The 20,576-nt window shown below is 72.2% G+C and carries 15 protein-coding genes; 12 read left to right on the forward strand and 3 right to left on the reverse strand.

Going from position 1 to position 20,576, the window contains the following annotated elements; genetic code table 11:
• Nucleotides 1-165: 165 nt before the first annotated feature.
• Genes ABT352_RS28870 through ABT352_RS28880 form a run of 3 tightly spaced genes read right to left on the reverse strand, consistent with a single transcriptional unit; the run spans nt 166 to nt 4,834 of the window.
• The gene (locus ABT352_RS28870) at nt 166-2,607 is read right to left on the reverse strand and encodes a transglutaminase TgpA family protein (protein WP_350948090.1); all 2,442 of its coding nucleotides are present in this window, start codon (nt 2,605-2,607) and stop codon (nt 166-168) included.
• Nucleotides 2,604-3,860 carry a DUF58 domain-containing protein gene (locus tag ABT352_RS28875; RefSeq protein ID WP_350948091.1) on the reverse strand — a complete coding sequence of 419 codons (1,257 nt, stop codon included), beginning with the start codon at nt 3,858-3,860 and terminating at the stop codon, nt 2,604-2,606. Before ABT352_RS28875 ends, ABT352_RS28870 begins: the two co-directional genes overlap by 4 nt.
• Nucleotides 3,857-4,834 carry an AAA family ATPase gene (locus ABT352_RS28880; protein ID WP_350948092.1) on the reverse strand — a complete coding sequence of 326 codons (978 nt, stop codon included), beginning with the start codon at nt 4,832-4,834 and terminating at the stop codon, nt 3,857-3,859. The genes ABT352_RS28875 and ABT352_RS28880 overlap by 4 nt, the downstream gene beginning before the upstream one ends.
• Nucleotides 4,835-5,325: 491 nt before the next feature.
• On the opposite strand from ABT352_RS28880, the gene mraZ reads away from it, so the two are divergent.
• The 12 genes from mraZ (at nt 5,326) to ABT352_RS28940 (ending at nt 20,465) form a co-directional block, all read left to right on the forward strand.
• Nucleotides 5,326-5,757 (forward strand): division/cell wall cluster transcriptional repressor MraZ, encoded by a 432-nt coding sequence (gene mraZ / locus ABT352_RS28885; RefSeq protein WP_350948149.1) that lies wholly within the window; start codon nt 5,326-5,328, stop codon nt 5,755-5,757.
• A gap of 226 nt (nt 5,758-5,983) precedes the next feature.
• Complete coding sequence (gene rsmH / locus ABT352_RS28890; RefSeq protein WP_350948093.1) at nt 5,984-6,976, forward strand: 16S rRNA (cytosine(1402)-N(4))-methyltransferase RsmH; 993 nt, start codon at nt 5,984-5,986, stop codon at nt 6,974-6,976.
• Between the two features lie 223 nt (nt 6,977-7,199).
• Nucleotides 7,200-7,508, forward strand: a complete 309-nt coding sequence (locus tag ABT352_RS28895; RefSeq protein WP_350948094.1) for a hypothetical protein — start codon at nt 7,200-7,202, stop codon at nt 7,506-7,508.
• A gap of 998 nt (nt 7,509-8,506) precedes the next feature.
• Complete coding sequence (locus ABT352_RS28900) at nt 8,507-10,237, forward strand: peptidoglycan D,D-transpeptidase FtsI family protein (protein WP_502992899.1); 1,731 nt, start codon at nt 8,507-8,509, stop codon at nt 10,235-10,237.
• Between the two features lie 40 nt (nt 10,238-10,277).
• Nucleotides 10,278-11,822 carry a UDP-N-acetylmuramoyl-L-alanyl-D-glutamate--2,6-diaminopimelate ligase gene (locus ABT352_RS28905; protein WP_350948096.1) on the forward strand — a complete coding sequence of 515 codons (1,545 nt, stop codon included), beginning with the start codon at nt 10,278-10,280 and terminating at the stop codon, nt 11,820-11,822.
• A gap of 12 nt (nt 11,823-11,834) precedes the next feature.
• Entirely contained in the window at nt 11,835-13,352 is a 1,518-nt protein-coding gene (locus tag ABT352_RS28910) for a UDP-N-acetylmuramoyl-tripeptide--D-alanyl-D-alanine ligase (RefSeq protein ID WP_350948097.1), read from the forward strand.
• Nucleotides 13,349-14,407, forward strand: a complete 1,059-nt coding sequence (mraY, locus tag ABT352_RS28915; protein WP_350948098.1) for a phospho-N-acetylmuramoyl-pentapeptide-transferase — start codon at nt 13,349-13,351, stop codon at nt 14,405-14,407. The genes ABT352_RS28910 and mraY overlap by 4 nt, the downstream gene beginning before the upstream one ends.
• Nucleotides 14,408-14,489: 82 nt before the next feature.
• The gene (murD, locus tag ABT352_RS28920) at nt 14,490-15,842 is read left to right on the forward strand and encodes a UDP-N-acetylmuramoyl-L-alanine--D-glutamate ligase (protein WP_502992900.1); all 1,353 of its coding nucleotides are present in this window, start codon (nt 14,490-14,492) and stop codon (nt 15,840-15,842) included.
• Nucleotides 15,839-17,137: a putative lipid II flippase FtsW gene (gene ftsW, locus ABT352_RS28925; protein WP_350948100.1), complete on the forward strand. Its 1,299-nt coding sequence runs from the start codon at nt 15,839-15,841 to the stop codon at nt 17,135-17,137. The genes murD and ftsW overlap by 4 nt, the downstream gene beginning before the upstream one ends.
• 14 nt (nt 17,138-17,151) lie before the next feature.
• Complete coding sequence (gene murG, locus ABT352_RS28930) at nt 17,152-18,240, forward strand: undecaprenyldiphospho-muramoylpentapeptide beta-N-acetylglucosaminyltransferase (RefSeq protein WP_350948101.1); 1,089 nt, start codon at nt 17,152-17,154, stop codon at nt 18,238-18,240.
• Nucleotides 18,241-18,349: 109 nt separating this feature from the next.
• Complete coding sequence (gene murC, locus ABT352_RS28935; protein WP_350948102.1) at nt 18,350-19,756, forward strand: UDP-N-acetylmuramate--L-alanine ligase; 1,407 nt, start codon at nt 18,350-18,352, stop codon at nt 19,754-19,756.
• 40 nt (nt 19,757-19,796) lie between these two features.
• Nucleotides 19,797-20,465 carry a cell division protein FtsQ/DivIB gene (locus ABT352_RS28940; RefSeq protein WP_350948103.1) on the forward strand — a complete coding sequence of 223 codons (669 nt, stop codon included), beginning with the start codon at nt 19,797-19,799 and terminating at the stop codon, nt 20,463-20,465.
• The last annotated feature ends 111 nt before the right edge of the window (nt 20,466-20,576 follow it).

Here is a 20,576-nt window from a genome sequence, read left to right on the forward strand (position 1 = left end):
CTCGCCGTCCGTCGGCGACGAGGATCCCCGGGTAGCCCGGAGCGCCGATGATGAACGCCGGTCGGCCGACCGGCTCGACGATCACCGCGGCCGGGACCGTGAACAGTGCCGGCAGCGGCGGCCCGGTGATCGGAGCGCGATGTCGCGCCCCGATCACCGGAGGGCTCAGGCGCCCTTCCTGGCCGGTCGGCGCAGCCGGATGTTCTCCAGCCGGTCGAAACCGTCCAGCACCCGCCCGCCCATCGCCCGCGCCCGCAGGAGCGTGGAGGGCGGTAGCAGCACCGCCCTGATCCGCCTGCCACGGGTCACGGTGGCCGCCAGCGCCCGCCGCACGGTGCGCATGTCCTCGCGCAGGGTGCCGATCTCGCCCGGCGTTCTGGCGTAGAGCATCCGCTCCACCGCCGCGGCGATCCTCGCCAGCGCGGCGGCGGCCTCCGGCTCGAACACGTACTGCTCGGCCAGCCGCCTGGCCAGCGCGCGCGGACTCTCGCTCACCTGCCGCGACATCCCGTAGTCGCACAGGGCGTCGTCGAGTTCGGCCCACGCGGCCGTCACCGCCGGCTCCCAGCGGATCTCCCTGACCGCGGCGGGCGCGACGGCGGTGGGATCGGGGACGGCCGAACCCTCGCCCCCGGGACCCCTCACCGGCCGTGAGTAGGACCTGCCTCGGCGGGCCCGCAGCTGCCAGCGGATCAGCGCGGGGATCAGCGCGACCAGAAGCGCGATCGCGACCCCGATGCCGATCTTCGCAGCCGGCGGCATTCCCTCGTCCACCGGGATCAGCGCGCCGCCGGAGTCCCGGTCGAGTTGCTCGCGGCGGCGGTCGTCCGCCGCGCCGGTGGGCGAGTCGGAGTCGTCGGGGGCCGACGACGGTGCCGCGCTCGGCTCGTCGGAGGTGGCCGGCGCCACCTCGGGGCGGGTGTAGGACGGCACCGTCGCGCTGCCCTGACCCGCTCCGCCCGCCGGGGTGGGCTCGAAGCGGAGCCACCCGACGCCCTCGAAGTACAGCTCGGGCCAGGCGTGCGAGTCATGGGTGCGCACCTGCCACCCCTCGGAGGTGACGCTGCCCCCGGTGTAACCGATGGCGACCCTGGAGGGGATGCCCAGGACGCGCGCCAGCACCGCCATGGACGCGGCGAACTGCTCGCAGTAGCCGGTCCTGTTGCGGATCAGGAAGTCCGTCAGCGCCGGGCCGTCGTGCCCCTGGGTGGCCAGACTGTAGGTGAACCCGCCGGTCTTGGTGAAGAACTCCTGCAGCTGGATCGCCTGCTCGTACGGGCTTGCGTCCTGCTTGGTCTCGCTGAGGGCGAGCTGCCTGATCTCCTCGGGCAGGTTTTCCGGCAGCGTTAGGTATCGGTCCCTGATCGCCGTGGCGGGCGAGGGCGCCGCCTTGAGCCTGTCCGCCGTGGCCTCGGGCTCGGCGGTGAGGGCCTGGTAGGTGAGGCCCCCCGCGGTGTTCCGCGTGGAGAAGACCATGAGCGTGTCGCGGTCGGGACGCCAGTCGCCCGCCACCGTGACCCTGGACACCGGGTAGGGCAGGGGGAGGAAGCTCAGTCTCCTGACCTGCGGGCTCACCGTGACGGTGACGGTCGCGGGCGTGACGGGCACGTTCGCGCCCTGGCCGGGAGGCGGTGGCATCGGTGCCTCGGAGGTCCGGTCCTCGGGGCGGCCCCTGGGCTCCGACATCGTCCACTGCTCGCCGTCGAAGACGTCGAGCGAGTACATCCTCAGGTAGCGCGGCGTGCTGTCGCTGGCCTGGTAGGTCAGGACGGTGGAGTTCTCCGGCAGCGACAGCTGGCCGCGCAGGTTGACCATGGGGTTCGGGATGCTGATCGAGTTGCCGCCGCCGCCTCTGCCGTTGCCCACGCCGAAATTGAACAGCGGGTCGGGCTCAAGGGTGGGCAGCAGCGCTGGCAGCAGGACGGCGAGCGCGATCGCGGTGAAGCCGATGCGCCTGCCGGAGAGCCGCAGCGGCCCGGTGTCGGCGGGGTTCGGCCGGGTGGCGGTGAAGGACGACGTGCGGCGCACCAGCACCGCGCGGCCCCATTGGCCGACCCGTTCCCGCCCGTCGGCGACGAGGATCCCCAGGTAGCCCAAGGCGCCGATGATGAACGCCGGCCAGCTGATCGGCTCGACGATCACCGCGGCCGGGACCGTGAACAGCGCCAGCAGCGGCAGCCCGGTGAGCGCCGCCCTGCGCAGCCGCGCGGCGAGCAGGTCCACCAGGACGGCGATCAGGCCGACACCGCCGCAGGTGAGCAGGACGATGCCGGCGTTGTCGGGCACGGGGGCGGCGAACCGCTGGATGTCGGCGAAGCCCGTCGTCAGCAACTCGTCCAGCCTGTCGAGCGAGTCCCAGGTGGGAAACACCCTCGCCCACGCCTCGTCCCCGGCGAACACCGCCGTGAGATAGAGCAACACCGCGAGCACCTGCACGGGCGGCGCCAGCCAGCCGGGCAGCGTGTAGTGACCGGCCAGCATGCCGACCCCGGTCACGACCAGGATGGCGCCCAGGCTCGACCAGAACCAGGCACCGCCCTGGAAGAGCGGGTAGAGCGCGAGCGCGACCGCTCCCGTGGCCACGCCCGACGCGATGGAAAGTCTCATGAGCCACTCCTGCCGGCCGCGAATCGTCCGCGTTGCGCGACGTCCTGCCAGACGCTCGCGACGGAGGTGCCGGCGGGCAGCCCCACCACGCGCCAGCCCGTTCCCGTGAGCACCGAGCGCACCGCCCGGAACTCCTCGTCCTCGCCCAGTTCGGGATTCTCCCAGCCCTCGACGTCCAGCAGCACGGCCACGCCGGTCACGTTGCCGTGCCTGGCCCTGGCCAGCTCCTGGGCCTGGTCGAGGTCCATCTTGCCGAGCACGGCGACGATCAGGCCGTCGCCGCCCCCCTGCCGCAGCGCGCCGACGCCGTACTCCAGTGACCGTGCCGTGCTGGTCCGCACGACGGCCAGGGTGTCCAGCAGCGACAGGCTCAGCCCGCTGTCGGTGAGCTGCTCGGCCCCCTGGTCGGTGACCAGGCGCAGGCCGAGACCCTCGTGGGCGAGGTGCACGCCGATGGAGGCCGCGACCGAGACCGCCGCCTCGAACGACGAGCGCGGGCCCTCGCCCCGGTGGGCGTAGCGCCGGGTGTCCAGCAGCAGCGCCCCCCTGCTCTGCCACTGCTGCTCCTCGCGCCGCACCATCAGCTCGCCGTGCCTGGCGGTCGAGCGCCAGTGGACGCGACGCAGGTCGTCGCCCTGACGGTACTCACGTGGCGCGACGTCGTCGTCTCCCGCGGCCGCGACGCTTCTCGTACGGCTGTCGCCCCCGCCCGTCCACTCACCGGACAGGCGCACATGGGGCAACGCCACCACCTGGGGCGTCACCATGAGCGTGTCGGTGATGGTGAACGACCTGGTCAGCTCGACCAGGCCGAAGGGGTCGCTGATCCGGATGGAGAGCGGCCCGATGGTGAAGCGCCCGCGCAGGTCGGAGCGGACCCGGTAGTCGATCTCCCGGATGCCCTGCGCCTCCACCCGGTCCAGCACGAACCTGGGCCGGGCGCCGAGGGCGTAGGGAACGGTGTCCTCGATCATCAGCAGCCCGGTCGGCAGCCGGGTGATGTTCTCCAGCCGCAGCGTCACGGTGGCCTCGCTGCCCACCTCGGTCCTGGGCGGGTCCAGGCGCCGGGCGCAGCTCAGCCGGTAACGGGTGCGGGCGACCACCAGGGCCGCGAGCAGCGGCAGCGAGACGATCAGCACGCCGATCCTGAGCAGGTCGTGCTCGCCGAGGATGAAGGCGCACAACAGCGCCGCGACGCCGGACGCGAGGAAGGACCGGCCGCGGGCGGTGAGCGCCTTGAGGCCAGAGGTCACCGGGCCTGGGCCTCGGGCACGGGCACCCGGCGGACCAGGTCGGCGATCACCTGCTCGGGCGGGCGGCGCTGCCCCTGGGCCTCGATGCTGGGCAGCAGCCGGTGCGCGAGCACGGGGGCGCACAAATCCTGAAGGTCGTCGGGGATGACGTAGTCGCGGCCCGCGAGTGCGGCGTGCGCCCGCGCCGCCCTGACCAGCTGCAGGGTCGAGCGGGGGGAGGCGCCCAGCCTCAGGTCGGGGGACTGACGGGTGGCGGTCACCAGGTCGATCGCGTATTTCTTGATCGGCTGGGAGACGTAGACCCCGCGCACCGCCTCGATCAGGGCCTTCACCTGCTCGGTGGTGGCCACCGGCTCCAGCTTGTCCAGCGGGGAGGCCGCGCCGTGCACGTCGAGCATCTCCAGCTCCGCGGAGGGGGCGGGGTAGCCCATCGCGATCCGGGCGGTGAACCGGTCGCGCTGTGCCTCGGGAAGGGGATAGGTGCCCTCCATCTCGATCGGGTTCTGTGTCGCGATCACCATGAAGGGGGAGTCCAGGCGGTAGGTCGCGCCGTCGACGGTGACCTGGTGCTCCTCCATGCACTCCAGCAGCGCCGACTGGGTCTTCGGCGAGGCCCGGTTGATCTCGTCACCGACCACGATGTTGGCGAAGACCGGGCCGGGCTTGAACTCGAACTCCCTGGTCTGCTGGTTGTAGGCGCTCACCCCGGTGATGTCGCTCGGTAGCAGGTCGGGGGTGAACTGCACGCGGCGCACCGGGCAGTCGATGGACCGCGCCAGCGCCTTGGCGAGCATGGTCTTGCCGACTCCGGGCACGTCCTCGATGAGGAGGTGTCCCTCGGCGAGTAGTACGGTCAAGGTCAGGCGGACGACGTCGCTCTTGCCCTCGATCACCGATTCGATCGACTCACGAATCCGGTGCGCGGTGACCACAAGATCATCGAGCTGTGGTGAGACGTCATGTGTTACTGCCACCAGGCCTCCATGAGGGTGCGGCGGTTGTGCGCCGAGGGGTTACCGTTGCGGAATCTTTGCGATCCCGTAACTCATTCTGCCTTCCGACACTACGGCGCCATACGTTCCCACGGCGACTTTATGCGGTCATCAGGGCTGATTCCGGGTAAACGGTCATAGCGGGCGACGCGGTGGTCGCGACCACGTGCCGGGGCGCGCCGATTCCGGAACGGTGCGGGGATCCCCGCCTTCCATCATTCTTCGCCGCGATCCGACTTATTTCATGATCCATAGCCTATTCGGCGGCCTTACCCGACACGCCCGTGGCGTACGAGGGGCCGCTTACCCCCTCCACTCCGCACCACCCCATTTGAACTGGGGAAATGTCGGCGAAACCCGTCGTGAAGAGGCGTGGAATCAGTTGACGGTGGAGAGAAGTGGAGTATGGTGGTGCGCAGTGGAGGGCAGGGCGGCGACGCCTGGCGCTCCGCTGGGCACGGGAGGTGAGGCCGGTGTTCCTCGGCACCCACCACCCACGTCTTGATGACAAGGGACGGCTGTTCCTGCCGGCGAAGTACCGCGAGGAGCTGGCGGAGGGTCTGGTGATCACCAAAGGCCAGGAGCGCTGCCTCTACGTCTTTCCCGTAGAGGAGTTTCAGCGCATAACCGAGGCTCTGCGCACTGCGCCGGTGACCGCCAAGGCGGTCCGCGACTACAGCCGCGTCCTCTTCGCCAGCGCATCCGACGAGGTCGCCGACAAGCAGGGCCGGATCACCGTTCCGCAACCTCTGCGCGAGTACGCCAGCCTGCGCCGCGACTGCGTGGTCATCGGAGCCAACACCCGGTTGGAGATCTGGGCCGCGGACGCCTGGAGCGCCTATCTGGCCGACCAAGAGCAGGCTTTCGCCGATCTGTCGGAGGAGGTGCTGCCAGGGATTCTGTGATTCCACGGTCGACTCATCGGTAAAACGTCGTTCGGCGAGGTCTCCACCCGCAACCACCTGTCCGTCAGCTGATGCACCTTCCCCGGTGTCAGGTGACGGGTGGACACGCGGGTGCGGATGGGGACCTGGCCGGACGGCCCCGGGGGTGGGGGCCTGTTTTCAAGACACCGGTGAGCGTCCGCCGCGCGTCCACGGGACGAGGCGGGAAAGAGGGGGGTTGCGCTTCATGCGCGCCGAGAACCACAACCATGATCTCCAGACGGCCGGGGGTCACGTCCCCGTCATGCTCGACCGGGTGCTGGAGTTGCTCGCTCCGGCGCTGGCCCGCCCCGCCCCCGTGCTCGTCGACGCCAACCTCGGCCTCGGCGGTCACGCCGAGGCCCTGCTGGCCGCGCACCCCTCGCTCCACCTGATCGGGATCGACCGCGACCCCACCGCCATCGAGCGCTCCACCACCAGGCTCGCCCCGTACGCCGAGCGGATCACGCTGGTCCGCGCGGTCTCCGACGAGCTTCCCGAGGTGCTGGCCGAGCTGGGCCGTCCCCGCGTCGACGCCGCGCTGTTCGACCTGGGCGTCTCCTCCCCGCAGCTGGACGAGGCCGAACGCGGTTTCGCCTACTCCTACGACGCGCCGCTGGACATGCGGATGGACCGCGACGAGGAGCTGACGGCCGAGGTCGTGGTCAACACCTACCCGGCCGCCGAGCTGATCCGGATCCTGCGGGATTACGGAGAAGAACGATTCGCCCCGCGTGTCGCGCACTTAATCATCAAGGAAAGGGCCAGAGAGGCCATAACGTCTACCAAGCGGCTTGCGGAGATCGTCAGAACGGCGATCCCGGCCGCTACCCGCAGGACCGGGGGCAACCCCGCCAAAAGGACTTTCCAGGCGTTGCGGATCGAGGTGAACGCGGAGTTGACAGCACTGGAACGCGCGCTCCCGGCCGCGCTCGACGCATTGACGCTGGGCGGGCGCGTCGTCGTGCTCGCGTACCACTCCCTTGAGGACCGGTTGACGAAGCAGGTCATCACCGCGCGGACCAGGGACACCGGCCCTGTCGGCCTCCCCGTCCCGCTGCCGGCTCACCAGCCGCGGTTCGCGCTCCTGACAAGGGGAGCCGAGCTTCCGAGCGAAGAGGAGGTGGCCCGCAACCCGCGGGCGGCCTCCGCCCGGTGTCGGGCGGCAGAGAGGATCCGTGAGGCAGTTGACGAGGAGTGAGACAGACGTCCGACGCGCCGCGCCCAGCCGCGGCGCACGCCCCGTGCGCGTCCCCCGCGCGGTGCCGCAGGGGTACGGGACCAAGCCGGCCAGGCCTGCGCCCGCAACCGCTCCGGCCGCGCAGGGTAAGCAGGTCAAGGCTGTGGCTCTCGGGGCTACAGGTGCCTCAGGGCCCCCGGCGGCCCGTCGCGCCAGGCCGCCGAGGACTCCTTTCCTGCTGCTCGTGGTCGGCCTGCTCTGCGGCGGGCTGATCAGCCTGCTGCTGCTGAACGCCGTGCTCGCCCAGGACTCCTTCAGGGCCAACGGGCTGCGCAAGGAGATCAGTGACCTGCGCATCGCGAAGGAGAGCAAGCAGAGCGCGATCATGCGGCAGGAGATGCCGGAAGCGGTGGCGAGGAACAACGAACTCCAGGGTCTGGGTCCCGACTGGGACACCGCGCGCGTCATCGACCCCGACAAGCCCGCCGTCGGGGGCGCCGACGACGCCACCAAGCCCGCGGGGCAGGAGCGAGTGCCGGGCACGGGCCGGTGAGGGAGACCGGGGGGCCCGGTCCCGGGCAGGGCCGCGGGGGCTCCGGGGGAGGACCGGCGGGAGGGGCGGGCCGCCGTTCTCCCGGCGGTCCCGGCCGCGCGGCCAGACCTGGCGGTTCCCCGGACGCCTCCGGTAAGCCGCGCAGGCCGGGGTCCGGCGACGCCGGGCCGTCCGGTGCTCCCGGCGTTCCCGACAGCCCCCGGGAGCCGGCCCCCCCGCGCAGGCCTCCGGCCTCGGGCAGGCAGGGGGCAGGCGGTTCGGGCCGTACGGGTTCCTCCGGAAGTTCCGGCCGTGCGGGCTCCCCTTCGGGCCGTGCGGGTTCCTCCGGTGGCTCGGGGCGCGGGGGCTCCGCCGGGAGCTCCGGCCGTGCGGGCTCCTCCGGTGCCTCCGGCAGGGCAGGCTCGTCCGGCGGGTCACCGGCACCGGAAGGTTCCGGCAAATCCGGTAAACCGGCCAGGGGCGGCAGGCCGGGCTCCCCGGCGAGGCCGTCGGCCGCCGGCGCGTCCGGCAGGCCGGGAGCCCCGGGCAGGCCCGCTCCCACCGGCAGGACCGGTTCCGGCGCACGGCCGCCCGCTTCCGACGGCTCGGGCCGGCAAAGACGACCGGACGGCAAGGGCGGTGCCTCCGGTGCCCCCGGCGCCCCCGGCATCCGTGGTGTCCCCGGCGTTCCCGGTGTCTCCGGAGCCCCGAGGGCTTCCGGTGGATCCGGCCGCCCCGAGGCGCCGGGCAGGACCTCCGCCCCCCGCCCCGGCAGGCCGCCGGGGTCCGAGGCCCCACGCAGGTCCTCGGGGCCCGAGGCCCCGCGCAGGTCCTCGGGATCCGAGGCCCCGCGTGGGCCGGTGCGGTCCTCACGGGCGGAAGGACCGCCGGACCCGCTGGGCTGGGTGCGGTCCGCGCCGAGGCGCGGGGGCGAGCGACCGGGGGATCACGAGCACACCCGCATGACCACACGCGGCGGCGGTGGCAGGCCGCCGCGGCCGCCGGCGCGCCCGTCGGCGGTGCTGCGCCTGGGCAACCCCCGCAGGCGCATCGGTATCGGCCTGATGGCGATGACCTTCGTGCTGTCCATCTTCGCGGGGCGGCTCATCCAGCTCCAGGGCCTCGACTCGAAGGTCTACACCGCGGAGGCGGCCAAGCAGCGCGTCCAGGGTGAGAAGCTGCCCGCGAGGCGAGGGTCGATCACCGACGTGAACGGTCACGAGCTCGCGCTCACCCTGGAGGCTCGCGAGATCTTCGTGGACCCCTCCCAGGTCTCCGCCGGCCAGCGTGACCGGGTGGCCACGATCCTGGCCAAGGAGCTGGGCACGCCCAAGGAGTCGATCGCCGCCAAGCTGGCCCAGAGCACCAGCCACTACCAGCAGCTCGCCGCGGCCGTCGACCCGCCGCTCGCCCAGCGGATCATGGCGCAAGACCTCAAGGGCGTCGGCAGCAAGCACCGCTACCGGCGCGACTATCCCGGCGGCGACCTGGCGGGCACCCTGCTGGGCTTCGTCGGCACCGACGGCACCGGGCTGGCCGGGCTGGAGAGCACCTACGACAAGCTGCTCGCGGGCCGCGACGGCGAGCAGATCATCGAGACGGGTGCCAGGGGGCAGCGCATCCCGATGACCCGCAGCACCGTCCGGGCGCCCGTCGAGGGCAGGGACGTGCGTCTGACCATCGACCGCGACGTCCAGTGGGCCGCGCAGAAGGCGATCGCCGAGCAGGTCAAGGCGACCGGGGCGCGCACCGGCAGCGCGATCGTGCTGGACACGCGGACCGGCGAGGTGATCGCCATGGCCAACGCGCCCGAGCTCGACCTGAAGAACTGGATGAACTCTCCCGGCGCCGACCGGGTCAACCGGTCGGTCACGGACGTGTTCGAGCCGGGCAGCACCAACAAGGTCATCACCGCGGCGGCGGCCCTGGAGTCGGGTGCCGTGCGGCCGGAGACCCTGTTCACGGTCGCCGACCGGATCAGGTGCGCCGACCAGGTGCTGAAGGACTCCCACCCGCACCCCACCGAGCGCCTGACCTTCTCGGGCATCGTGGCGACCTCCAGCAACGTGGGCACGATCCTCGCCACCCAGAAGATCGGCGACGAGAAGCTCCACTCGATGCTCCAGCGCTTCGGGTTCGGCACGAAGCCGGGCTCGGAGTTGCCGGGGGAGGAGGCCGGGCTCCTGCCCGACTGGAAGAGCTGGTCGGGTAGCCAGCGCTGCACGATCGCGTACGGCCAGGGGGTCTCGGTGACGGCGCTGCAGACGGCGAGCGTGTACCAGACCATCGCCAACGGCGGGGTGCGTGTCACCCCGCGGATCGTGGCCGGCACCACCGGTGAGAACGGCGTGTTCACGCCGTCGCCGCCGGGCAAGCAGACCCGGGTGGTCGGCGAGCGTACGGCGCGGGAGATCGCGACCATGCTGGAGGCCGCCGTGAGCGAGGAGGGCACCGGCAACCTCGCCGCGATCGACGGTTACCGGGTGGCGGGCAAGACGGGGACCGCGATGCGCTACGACACCAGATGTCAGGGTTATTGCGGTTATACCGCGACTTTTGTTGGTTTCGCTCCCGCGGACAAGCCCCGCCTCGTCGTCCTGGCGGTCCTCCAGGACCCCAAGGAGGGCCATTACGGTGGGGAGATCGCCGCGCCGGTCTTCAAGAAGGTGATGACGTTCGCGTTGAAGAGCGGGAAGATCCCGCCGACCGGAACCAAGCCGTCCCCGGTGCGGATACGCGCCGGAGAGTGACGAGTGAAGGTACGCTCTCGCCGTGCGTCCCCCGTCGTCAATGCGACCCTCAACCAGTTCACCCCGTCCGCTCTCGGGGCTGGCGAGCCTCATCGGCGCGCCCTCGGGCACGTCGCGAGCCCCGCTTGCCGCGGTGTCCGGGATCACCATCGACTCGCGCCAGGTGTGCCGGGGAGATCTCTACGTCGCGCTCCCGGGGGCCTCGGTCCACGGGGCCGACTTCTCCGCCCAGGCCCTCGCCGCGGGTGCCAGCGCGATCCTGACCGACGAGGCGGGAAGGGAGGCCGCGGTCGCGACCGGCCTCCCGGTCCTCGTCGTGCCCGATCCGCGGGCCCTGCTCGGGCAGGTCTCCGCCTGGGTGTACGGCAATCCCGTGGCGGACGTCATGGTCGTCGGAGTCACCGGCACCAGCGGCAAGTCCACGGTCACCTTCATGCTGGAGGCCGGGCTGCGGGCCGCCGGGCACAGCCCCGGGCTCATCGGGGGGGTGGAGATCCACGCCGGTGAGCTGCGCTTCGCGCCGAAGCTCACCACGCCCGAGGCGAGCGACCTGCAGAGCCTGTTCGCCCTGATGCGCGAGCGGGGCGTCACCGCCGCGGCGATGGAGGTCTCCAGCCACGCGCTGGCGCTCGGCCGGGTCGACGGGGTGTTCTACGACGTGGCGCTGTTCACCAACCTGTCCCAGGACCACCTCGACTTCCACCGTGACCTCGACGACTACTTCGCGGCGAAGGCCAGGTTGTTCACCCCCGAGATGAGTCGCGTGGGGGTCGTCAACCTCGACGATCCGCACGGACGTGAACTCGCGGGCTTCGCGAAGATCCCGATGACCACCTTCTCCGCCGAGGGCGCCCTGGAGGCCGACTGGCGGGCCACCGGTGTGCGGCTGGGCCCCGAGGGCAGCACCTTCACGGTCGTGGGGCCGGGAGGCGTCGAGGAGGCCGCCTCGGTCGCCCTGCCGGGGCCCTTCAACGTGTCCAACGCCCTGGGCGCGATCGTCGCGCTGGTGGAGGCGGGTGTGCCGCTGCGGGCCGCGGTGGCGGGTGTCGGTACGCTGACGGGGGTTCCCGGCCGGATGGAGCGGGTTCCCGGCGGCGAGGACTTCCAGGCCATCGTCGACTACTCGCACAAGCCCGGCGCGGTCGAGTCGGTCCTGCGCTCGCTGCGCGAGGTCACCGAGGGCGAACTCATCGTCGTGCTCGGCTGCGGGGGTGACCGTGACCGCAGTAAACGCCCAATGATGGGAGAAGCCGCCGCAAGGTTGGCAGATGTGGCTATTCTCACCAGCGACAACCCCCGCTCCGAGGATCCCCTGCGGATCCTCGCGGAGATGATGGACGGAGTTCTCGGTGTGCCCCAGGACGGGCGCGCACATGTGATCATTGAGCCGGACCGCGCCGCGGCCATCGACCTGGCCATCGGCCGGGCGGGTCTCGGTGACGTCGTCGTCGTGGCCGGCAAGGGCCACGAGCAGGGCCAGTACGTCGGCGACCAGGTGCTTCCTTTCGACGACAGGCAGGTCGTGGCCGACGCGATCGTCAGGCGCAGGAACCGCACCGGGCGCCGAAGCACGTATGGAGAGTAGGGAAGACGCATCATGATCCCGTTGCCGCTGGCCAGGATCGCCGAGATCACCTCGGGGGCCCTCGCGGGCATGGCCGACCCACGCGCGGTGGTGCGCGGCCCGGTCGTCACCGACTCCCGCGCCGTCGAACCGGGGTCGCTGTTCGTCGCGATCAAGGGCGAACGGGTCGACGGGCACGACTTCGCGGCGCAGGCCGTCGCGGCCGGGGCGGTCGCCGTGCTCGCCGCCCGGCCGGTCGACGCCCCCGCCGTCATCGTCGGTGACACCGTGGCCGCCATGACGGGCCTGGCCACCGCCGTCTGCGCGGCACTGCCGGCGACCACGGTCATCGGCATCACCGGCTCCGCGGGCAAGACCACCACCAAGGACCTGCTCGCCAGGCTCACCGCGAGGATCGGCCCGACGGTCGCCACGGCCGGTTCGTTCAACAACGAGATCGGCCACCCGCTGACCGTGCTGAAGTCCTGCGAGGACACCCGCTACCTGGTGCTGGAACTCGGCGCGAGGAACGCGGGGCACATCGCCCACCTGACCCGCGTCGCCCCGCCGAGGATCGGCGTGGTCCTCAACGTCGGCACCGCCCACCTGGGCGTCTTCGGCGGCAAGGAGGAGATCGCGAGGGCGAAGGGCGAGCTGGTCGAGGCGCTGCCCGCCGACGGGGTGGCCGTGCTCAACGCCGACGACCCGCTGGTGGCCGCGATGGCCGGGCGCACCGGTGCCCGCGTCACCTGGTACGGCCGGGGCGAGGACGCGACCGTACGGGCCGAGAACGTGACCGTCGACGAGCGCGGCCGAGCCTCCTTCACGCTGCGCACCCCCTCGGGTGCCGCCCCCGTCGGCCTGCGCCTGTACGGCGAGCACGCGGTGGAGAACGCGCTCGCCGCCGCGGCGGCCGCCTACGAGCTGGGCCTGCCGGTCGCCACCATCGCCGAGGAGCTGTCCGAGGCCGAGCCCCGCAGCCGCTGGCGGATGGAGGTCACCGACCGCGCGGACGGCGTCACCGTGATCAACGACGCCTACAACGCCAACCCCGACTCCATGCGGGCCGCCTTCGGCACCCTGGACGTGCTCGCGGGCGGCCGCCGCCGCTTCGCGGTCATCGCCGCCCTGCGCGAGCTCGGTGACGAGAGCGCCGCGCTCAACGAGGGGCTGGGACGCCTGGCCGGGGGCGCGGGCCTGGCGGGCCTGTTCGTCGTCGGCCCCGACGCGGATCCGGTCCTGGCAGGGGCGGAGGCCGCCGTACGGGCCGCGCGGGAGAGCGGCGTCGTCGCGCACGCGGGAGCGGCGCCGCACGGGGCGGGGGGACCACCGGGCGACGGCGCGCTCTCGCCTCTCTCCGCGTTCGGCGAGACCGCCGAGCCCGATGCCGCCGCCGGCGCCATCCGGATCTCGCACGCCGCCGACGCGGCCCAGGCGGGCGCGGAGCTGTCGGCACTGCTCGCCCCCGGCGACGTCGTACTGATCAAGGGACCGCGCGCCGCGGGCCTCGAACGCGTGGCCGCGGCGCTGCTCGGGGGTGACCGCCGATGAGGGAGATCCTCGTCGCGGCGGCGGTCAGCCTGCTGCTGTCCATGCTGGGCACGCCGCTGGCGATCCGCCTGTTCTCCCGGCGCGGCTACGGGCAGAGCATCCGGGAGGAGGGACCCTCCGGCCACCACGACAAGCGCGGCACCCCCACCATGGGCGGCACCGTGATCGTGATCGCCGCGCTGGTCGGCTTCGCCTGCGCCCACCTGTACAGCTTCACGCCCCCCACGGTCTCCGCCGTCCTCGTGCTGTTCCTGATGACGGGACTGGGCGCGGTCGGCTTCCTCGACGACTTCATCAAGATCTACAAGCAGCGCAGCCTCGGTCTGCGAAGCGGTGCCAAGGCGCTGGGCCAGCTCATCGTGGGCGCGGTCTTCGCGGTCCTGGTGACCCGTTTCCCCAACTCCTACCAGATCACCCCGGCCGAGACGCGCCTGTCGTTCCTGAGGGACTTCGGCCCCTCCATCGGCCTCATCGGCTTCACCATCTGGGTGCTGATCATGATCGTCGGCTTCTCCAACGCGGTGAACCTCACCGACGGTCTCGACGGCCTCGCCAGCGGCGCCACCGGCGTGGTGCTCGCCTCGTACGTGCTGATCGGCAACTGGCAGCTGCGCAACAGCTGCACCAGCCAGCTCGGACCCAACTGCTACTGGGTCCGCGACCCGCTGGATTTGGCGGTGGTCGCCGCCGCGGTGCTCGGCGCGCTGGTCGGGTTCCTGTGGTGGAACGCGCCGCCCGCGAAGATCTTCATGGGTGACACCGGCTCGCTCGCCCTGGGCGGCGTGATCGCCGGTCTGGCCATCACCACCAGGACCCAGCTGCTGCTGATCATCCTCGCCGGGATGTGCGTGCTCATCACCATGTCGGTGATCATCCAGGTCGGCTTCTTCAAGATGACCGGGAAACGGGTCTTCAGGATGGCGCCGCTCCAGCACCACTTCGAGTTGAAGGGCTGGGCCGAGACGACCATCGTGGTCCGCTTCTGGCTGATCGCCGCCCTGTGCTCCGCCGCCGGACTGGGGATCTTCTACGTGGAATGGATGCCCAGGCTGTGAGCGTACGGACGAGCGTGGCCGGGGAGGGCGTGTGATCTGCGTCGCGGGGCTGGGGGTCTCCGGCACCGCCGTGGCCCGCGCGATGGCCGGTCGCGGCGAGAAGGTGGTCGTCCTGGAGGGCAGGGACGGCGAGCGGGCCAGGGCGGTCGCGGGGGAGCTGACCGCGCTCGGCGTCGAGGTGCGCTTCGGCGAACCCGCCGAGCCTCCCGAGGGCACCTCCCTCATCGTCACCACCGGCTGGCCGCCGCACCACCCGCTGCTCGCCGCCGCCGCGGCGGCCGGTATCGAGGTGATCGGCGAGGTCGAGCTGGCCTGGCGGCTCCGAGGCGAGGGCGCCGCCCCCTGGCTGGCGCTGACCGGCACCAACGGCAAGACCACCGCGGTGCGCATGCTCACCGCGATGCTCCTCGCCGCGGGCCACCGGGCGCTCGCCGTCGGCAACGTCGGCACCCCGGTGGTGGAGGCCGTCGCCGGTCCCGGCGACGTGCTGGCGGTGGAACTCTCCAGCTTCCAGCTGCACCGCTCGCCCAGCATCGCCCCGTACGCGGCCGCGGTGCTCAACGTGGCGCCCGACCACCTCGACTGGCACGGCTCCATGGAGGAGTACGCCCGCGTCAAGGGGGAGATCTTCGCCAGGGCCGGGACGGTCGTGTACAACGCCGACGACGAGTGGGCGGCCGGTCTCGCCGCGCCGTACGAGAGCGCGGCCGGGCACGGCGTCACGGCGCGGAGCGTGGGCTTCACCCTCAAGGTGCCCCGGCCCGGCCAGCTCGGCGTGGTCGAGGACCTGCTGGTGGACCGGGCGTTCGTGGCCGACCCGGCGAGCAGCGCCGAGGAGCTCGCCTCGTTCGCCGACATCCGCCCGTTCGCGCCGCACAACGTGGCGAACGCGCTCGCCGCCGCGGCCCTCGCCAGGGCCTACGGGGTGCCCGCCGCCGCCGTCCGCGAGGGACTGCTCGCCTTCGTTCCCGACCCCCACAGGATCGCGCACGTGGCCAGGGTCGCCGAGGTCGACTACGTGGACGACTCCAAGGCCACCAACCCGCACGCCGCCGCCGCCTCGCTGGCCGCCTACCCGTCGATCGTCTGGGTCGCCGGAGGGCAGCTGAAGGGGGCCGACGTCGGCGAGCTGGTACGCCGGGCCGCGCCCAGGCTGCGCGGCGCGGTGCTCCTGGGCGCCGACCGCGAGCGAATTCGCGAGGCTCTGGCGCGACACGCCGGGAATGTTCCCGTGGTGGAGGTGGCGGGGCAAGACACTGGGGTCATGGACCGTGTCGTCACCGAAGCCGCCAGGCTCGCCGCCCCCGGAGACACCGTGCTGCTGGCCCCGGCCGGCGCGTCTCTGGACATGTTCGCCGGTTACCCCGCCCGAGGGGAGGCGTTCGCCCGGGCCGTGCACCGTCTCGCCGAGGGGCACGACGGGGGAGCGGCGTGAGCGCGACCACCCAGGAGGGCGCGCCCGCCCGCCAGGGCGCCCCCGGGCGCCCCGAGGGGTTCCGCGAGCACCTGACCGCCTTCCGTGAGCTGCTCAACCGGCCGCTGACCTCGTACTACCTGATCCTGGGGTGCAGCGGCCTGCTGCTCGTCCTCGGCCTGATGATGGTGCTCTCGGCCTCCAGCATCGAGGCGCTGCAGAAGACGGGCGATCCCTTCTACTGGTTCTTCAAGCAGTCGATCTCGGTCGGGCTCGGCCTCCCGCTGATGTGGATCTGCGCGCAGCTGCCGCCGAGGTTCTTCAGGCTCGCCGGATACCCGCTGATGGCGCTGGCGATCCTCGGGCTGGTGCTCGTGCTGTTCGTCGGCACCTCCCAGCTCGGCGCCCAGCGCTGGATCGACCTCGGCCCCATCTACCTGCAGCCGTCCGAGCCCGCCAAGCTCGGGCTGATGCTCTGGGGGGCCGACCTGCTGGCCCGCAAGGCGCGCAACGGCATGATCGAGTGGCGCAGCCTGTTCATCCCGCTGATGCCGGGCACCGCCATCCTGGCCGTCCTGGTCATGCTGGGCAGCGACCTCGGCACCACGCTGGTGCTGATGCTCATCTTCCTGTCGCTGCTGTGGGTGGTGGGGGCGCCGCTGAAGCTGTTCGGCGGGATCCTCGGGGTGACGGCGCTCGCGACCATCGTCATGATCAGCACCGAGGGATACCGTTCGGCGCGGATCGCCGGGTGGCTCGACCCGTGGGGCAACGCCCAGGGGGCGGGCTTCCAGGCCGTACAGGGACAGATCGCCATCGGCAGCGGCGGCTGGTTCGGGCTGGGGCTGGGGTCCAGCAGGCAGAAGTGGAGCTGGATCCCGCACGCCGAGAGCGACTTCATCTTCTCCATCCTCGGCGAGGAACTCGGCCTGATGGGCACGCTCGTCGCGGTGGCCCTGTTCGGGCTGCTGGGCTACGCGGGGCTGCGGGTCGCCACCCGGGTCAAGGACCCGTTCATCAGGCTCGCCTCCTCCGCCGCGGTCGCCTGGATCGTGGGTCAGGCGCTCGTCAACATCGGCGCGGTCATCGGCGTGCTGCCCATCACCGGCATCCCGTTGCCGCTGGTCTCCTACGGTGGATCGGCCCTGTTGCCCACCCTCGCCGCCCTGGGCATGCTCCTGTCGTTCGCCAAGCAGGAACCCGGCGCCCGCGAGGCGCTGGCGGCCCATGGCCCCGGACCGGTGGCGCGGGGCCTAAGCTGGCTTGGCCTGGGTGGTCCGGCCAGGAAACGACGGCCGGGCCGCGGAAAACGATAAGCGAAAGGACCGAGATGAGGGTGGTCCTCGCCGGCGGCGGGACGGCCGGTCATATCGAACCGGCGCTCGCTCTGGCCGACGCGTTGCGCCGGCTCGACCCGAACATCGGGATCACCTGCCTCGGCACCGAGCGCGGCCTGGAGACCAGGCTGGTGCCCGCCCGGGGATACGAGCTGCAGCTGGTGCCCGCGGTGCCGCTGCCCCGGTCCCTGACGCCCCAGCTGCTGAGCGTGCCGGGCCGTCTGGCGGGCGCGGTCAACGCGGCCGCCGGCATCATGGACCGCGTGCAGGCCGACGTCCTGGTCGGCTTCGGCGGTTACGTGGCCACCCCCGCCTACCTGGCGGCGCGGCGGCGCAACGTGCCGATCGTGGTCCACGAGGCCAACCCGCGCCCCGGCCTGGCCAACCGGCTGGGCGCGCGCCTCACCGAGCACGTGTTCACCGGCCATCCGGACACCCCCCTGGGCCGCGCCGAGCACATCGGGATCCCGCTTCGCCGCGAGATCGTCAACCTGGACCGGTTGTCCATGGGCGACAAGGCCCGGTCCTGGTTCGGCCTGGAGGCCGACCTGCCCACGCTGCTGGTCACCGGAGGTTCCCAGGGGGCGCGCTCGCTCAACCGGGCGGCCCTGGCGGCCGCCCCCGCGCTGCGCAGGGCCGGGGTGCAGGTGCTGCACGTCATCGGCCCGAAGAACACGCTGGAGGAGGAGCCGCCGCCGGGCGACCCCCAGTACGTCGTGCTGCAGTACGTCGACCGGATGGACCTCGCCTACGCGGCGGCCGACTTCGCCCTGTGCCGCAGCGGCGCGATGACCTGCGCCGAACTGACGGCCGTGGGCCTGCCGGCCGCGTACATCCCGCTGCCGCACGGCAACGGCGAGCAGCGGCTCAACGCCACCCCGATCGTGCGGGGCGGCGGCGGTGTGATGATCGACGACGCCGAGCTGTCGGCGGAGTGGATCGTCCACAGCGTGCTGCCCATCCTGTCCGACCCCGAGCGCGTGGTCACCATGTCCGAGGCGGCCGCCAGGATGGGCAGGAAGGACGCCGACGTGACGCTGGCACGCGAGGTGCTGCGGATCGCGGCGCAGGGGAGAGGCTGAATGGGCGCGCAGGGGAGCCGGGGCGGCGGGCGCGGGACCGCCGGAGACGAACGACGGCCGGAGGGGCGCGGACGCGCCCGCGCGGCGAACGAGGAGGGGTGAGCGGCCGATGAGCCTGGTCAAGCTGGTGGATCCGGTCGCGGCCGGCGATCTGGGACGGGTCCACTTCATCGGGATCGGCGGTTCCGGGATGTCCGGGATCGCGCGCATCCTGCTCAAGCGGGGAGTGCCGGTCTCCGGCAGTGACGCGCGGGGCTCGGACCTGGTGACGGAGCTGCGCGATCTGGGGGCGAGGGTCCACATCGGCCACGCCGCCTCCCACATCAAGAACGTCGACACCGTCGTGGTCTCCACCGCGATCCGCGACTCCAACCCCGAGCTGGGCGAGGCGCTCCGCCAGGGCCTGCGGGTCATCCCCAGGGCCGCGGCGCTCGCCTCCGTGATGGCGGGCAAGACCGGTGTCGCGCTGGCCGGCACCCACGGCAAGACCACCACGACCTCGATGCTCACCGTGGCGCTGCAGAAGTGCGGCGCCGACCCCTCGTACTGCGTGGGCGGGCAGTTGGTGACGACGGGCCTGGGCGCCGACGAGGGTTCGGGCGGTACGTTCGTCGCCGAGGCCGACGAGAGCGACGGCTCCTTCCTGATGCTCGCCCCCGACATCGCCGTGGTGACCAACGTCGAGCCCGACCACCTGGACAACTACGGAGACCCGCGCGCGGTCCACGACAGCTTCGCCCGGTTCGTCGAGCGCGTCACCGCCACCATGGTCGTGTGCGCCGACGATCCCGGTTCCGCCGCGCTCATCCCGATCGCCCGCGCCCGCGGCCTGAAGGTGATCACTTACGGCGAGAGCGAGGACGCCGACCTGCGGGTGGACGGGATCGTCCCCGAAGGGCTGGGCATCACCTTCACGATCGTGGGGCACGGGGAGGTCAGGCTCGCGGTGCCGGGCCGCCACAACGCGCTCAACGCCGCCTCCGCGATCGCGGTGGCCAGAGAGCTGGGCGTCTCCTTCGACGAGATCCGTGACGGCCTGGCGGCCTTCACCGGCGCCAAGCGCCGTTTCGAGGCCAAGGGGGAGGCGGGCGGGGTCGCGGTCTTCGACAGCTACGCCCACCACCCGACCGAGCTCGCCGCCGACCTGCGCGCGGCGCGGGACGTGGTGGCGTCCTTCTCCGGCGACGGCAGGGTCATCGCGGTCTTCCAGCCGCACCTGTACTCGCGGACGAGGTTCTTCGCCGACGATTTCGGTACCGCGCTCGGGCTGGCCGACGAGGCCATCGTCCTGGACGTCTACGGGGCCCGCGAGGACCCCGAGCCGGGCGTGTCGGGGGCGCTGGTGGCGGGGAAGGTGCCGCTGCCCGCCGAGCGGGTGGCCTACGCCCCCCGCCGCGACAGCGTGCCCGCCCTGGTGGCGGAGCGGGCCAGGCCCGGTGACATCGTCCTGACCATGGGAGCGGGCGACGTCACCGAGCTCGGTCCCAGGATCGTTGCGGAGCTGGCCGCGCGGTGACTCACGCCAGCGGGCGCGGGTCGCCGGAGGGGGAGTGGCGATGAACGGGGTGTGGAGGTCGGCCTTCCTGGCCCTGCTCACCGTGGGGGTGGTGGGCATCGCCGCCTGGCTGGTGTTCTTCTCCCCGGTGCTCGGGGTGAGGGAGATCCAGGTGGTGGGCAACGCGGGCCTGTCCGCCGAGCAGATCCGCCAGGCGGCGCAGGTGGCCGAGGACATGCCACTCGCCACCGTCGACGTGGCCGAGGTCGAGGGCAGGATCGGCAGGATCCCGCAGGTGGAGTCGGTGACGGTGAGCCGTGGCTGGCCGGGCACCCTGCGCGTCGAGGTCGTGGAGCGCGAGCCGGTGGCGGTGGTGCCGGTCGGTGACAGGTCCGCGCTGATGGACCGCCACGGGATCGTCACCGAGCTCAGGAACGTCGCGCCCCCGGCACTGCCCGTGCTGAGGGTGTCCCGGCCGGGCCCGGCGGATCCCGCGACCGCGGCGGCGCTCAAGGTCATCACCGCGCTGCCGCAGAATCTCGCCCGCCGGGTCGCGGAGGTTCTCGCGCCGTCGGCGGAGACGGTCTCGCTGCGTCTCAAGGACGGCCGCGCGATCGTGTGGGGTGGCGGCGACCGCCCCGCAGACAAGGCGCGGATCCTTGTTACGCTGCTCAAGCGTCCCGCTGACACCTATGACGTCAGTTCGCCTGACGTGGTGACGGTTAAGTGATCTCATCGGATGGCGGGCGTTCCCGGAAAAGGACGGCCCGCGACACGCTGGACACGCTTGCGGCGCGGTTAGTTGACCCGCCAGGAGCGTAACTCCTACTGTCCGTATCAC

This window comes from Streptosporangium sp. NPDC000563 (assembly GCF_040299985.1).
In the GTDB taxonomy this organism is placed as follows: Bacteria; Actinomycetota; Actinomycetes; order Streptosporangiales; family Streptosporangiaceae; genus Streptosporangium.

Bases quoted from the DNA above. Each gene is read 5' to 3' on its own strand.
- ABT352_RS28870 (WP_350948090.1), bottom strand. From the start codon at position 2,607: ATGAGACTTTCCATCGCGTCGGGCGTGGCCACGGGAGCGGTCGCGCTC.
- rsmH (WP_350948093.1), top strand. From the start codon at position 5,984: ATGCGCGCCGAGAACCACAACCATGATCTCCAGACGGCCGGGGGTCAC.
- ABT352_RS28905 (WP_350948096.1), top strand. From the start codon at position 10,278: ATGCGACCCTCAACCAGTTCACCCCGTCCGCTCTCGGGGCTGGCGAGC.
- ABT352_RS28910 (WP_350948097.1), top strand. From the start codon at position 11,835: ATGATCCCGTTGCCGCTGGCCAGGATCGCCGAGATCACCTCGGGGGCC.
- mraY (WP_350948098.1), top strand. From the start codon at position 13,349: ATGAGGGAGATCCTCGTCGCGGCGGCGGTCAGCCTGCTGCTGTCCATG.
- murD (WP_502992900.1), top strand. From the start codon at position 14,490: ATGGCCGGTCGCGGCGAGAAGGTGGTCGTCCTGGAGGGCAGGGACGGC.
- murG (WP_350948101.1), top strand. From the start codon at position 17,152: ATGAGGGTGGTCCTCGCCGGCGGCGGGACGGCCGGTCATATCGAACCG.
- murC (WP_350948102.1), top strand. From the start codon at position 18,350: ATGAGCCTGGTCAAGCTGGTGGATCCGGTCGCGGCCGGCGATCTGGGA.
- ABT352_RS28940 (WP_350948103.1), top strand. From the start codon at position 19,797: ATGAACGGGGTGTGGAGGTCGGCCTTCCTGGCCCTGCTCACCGTGGGG.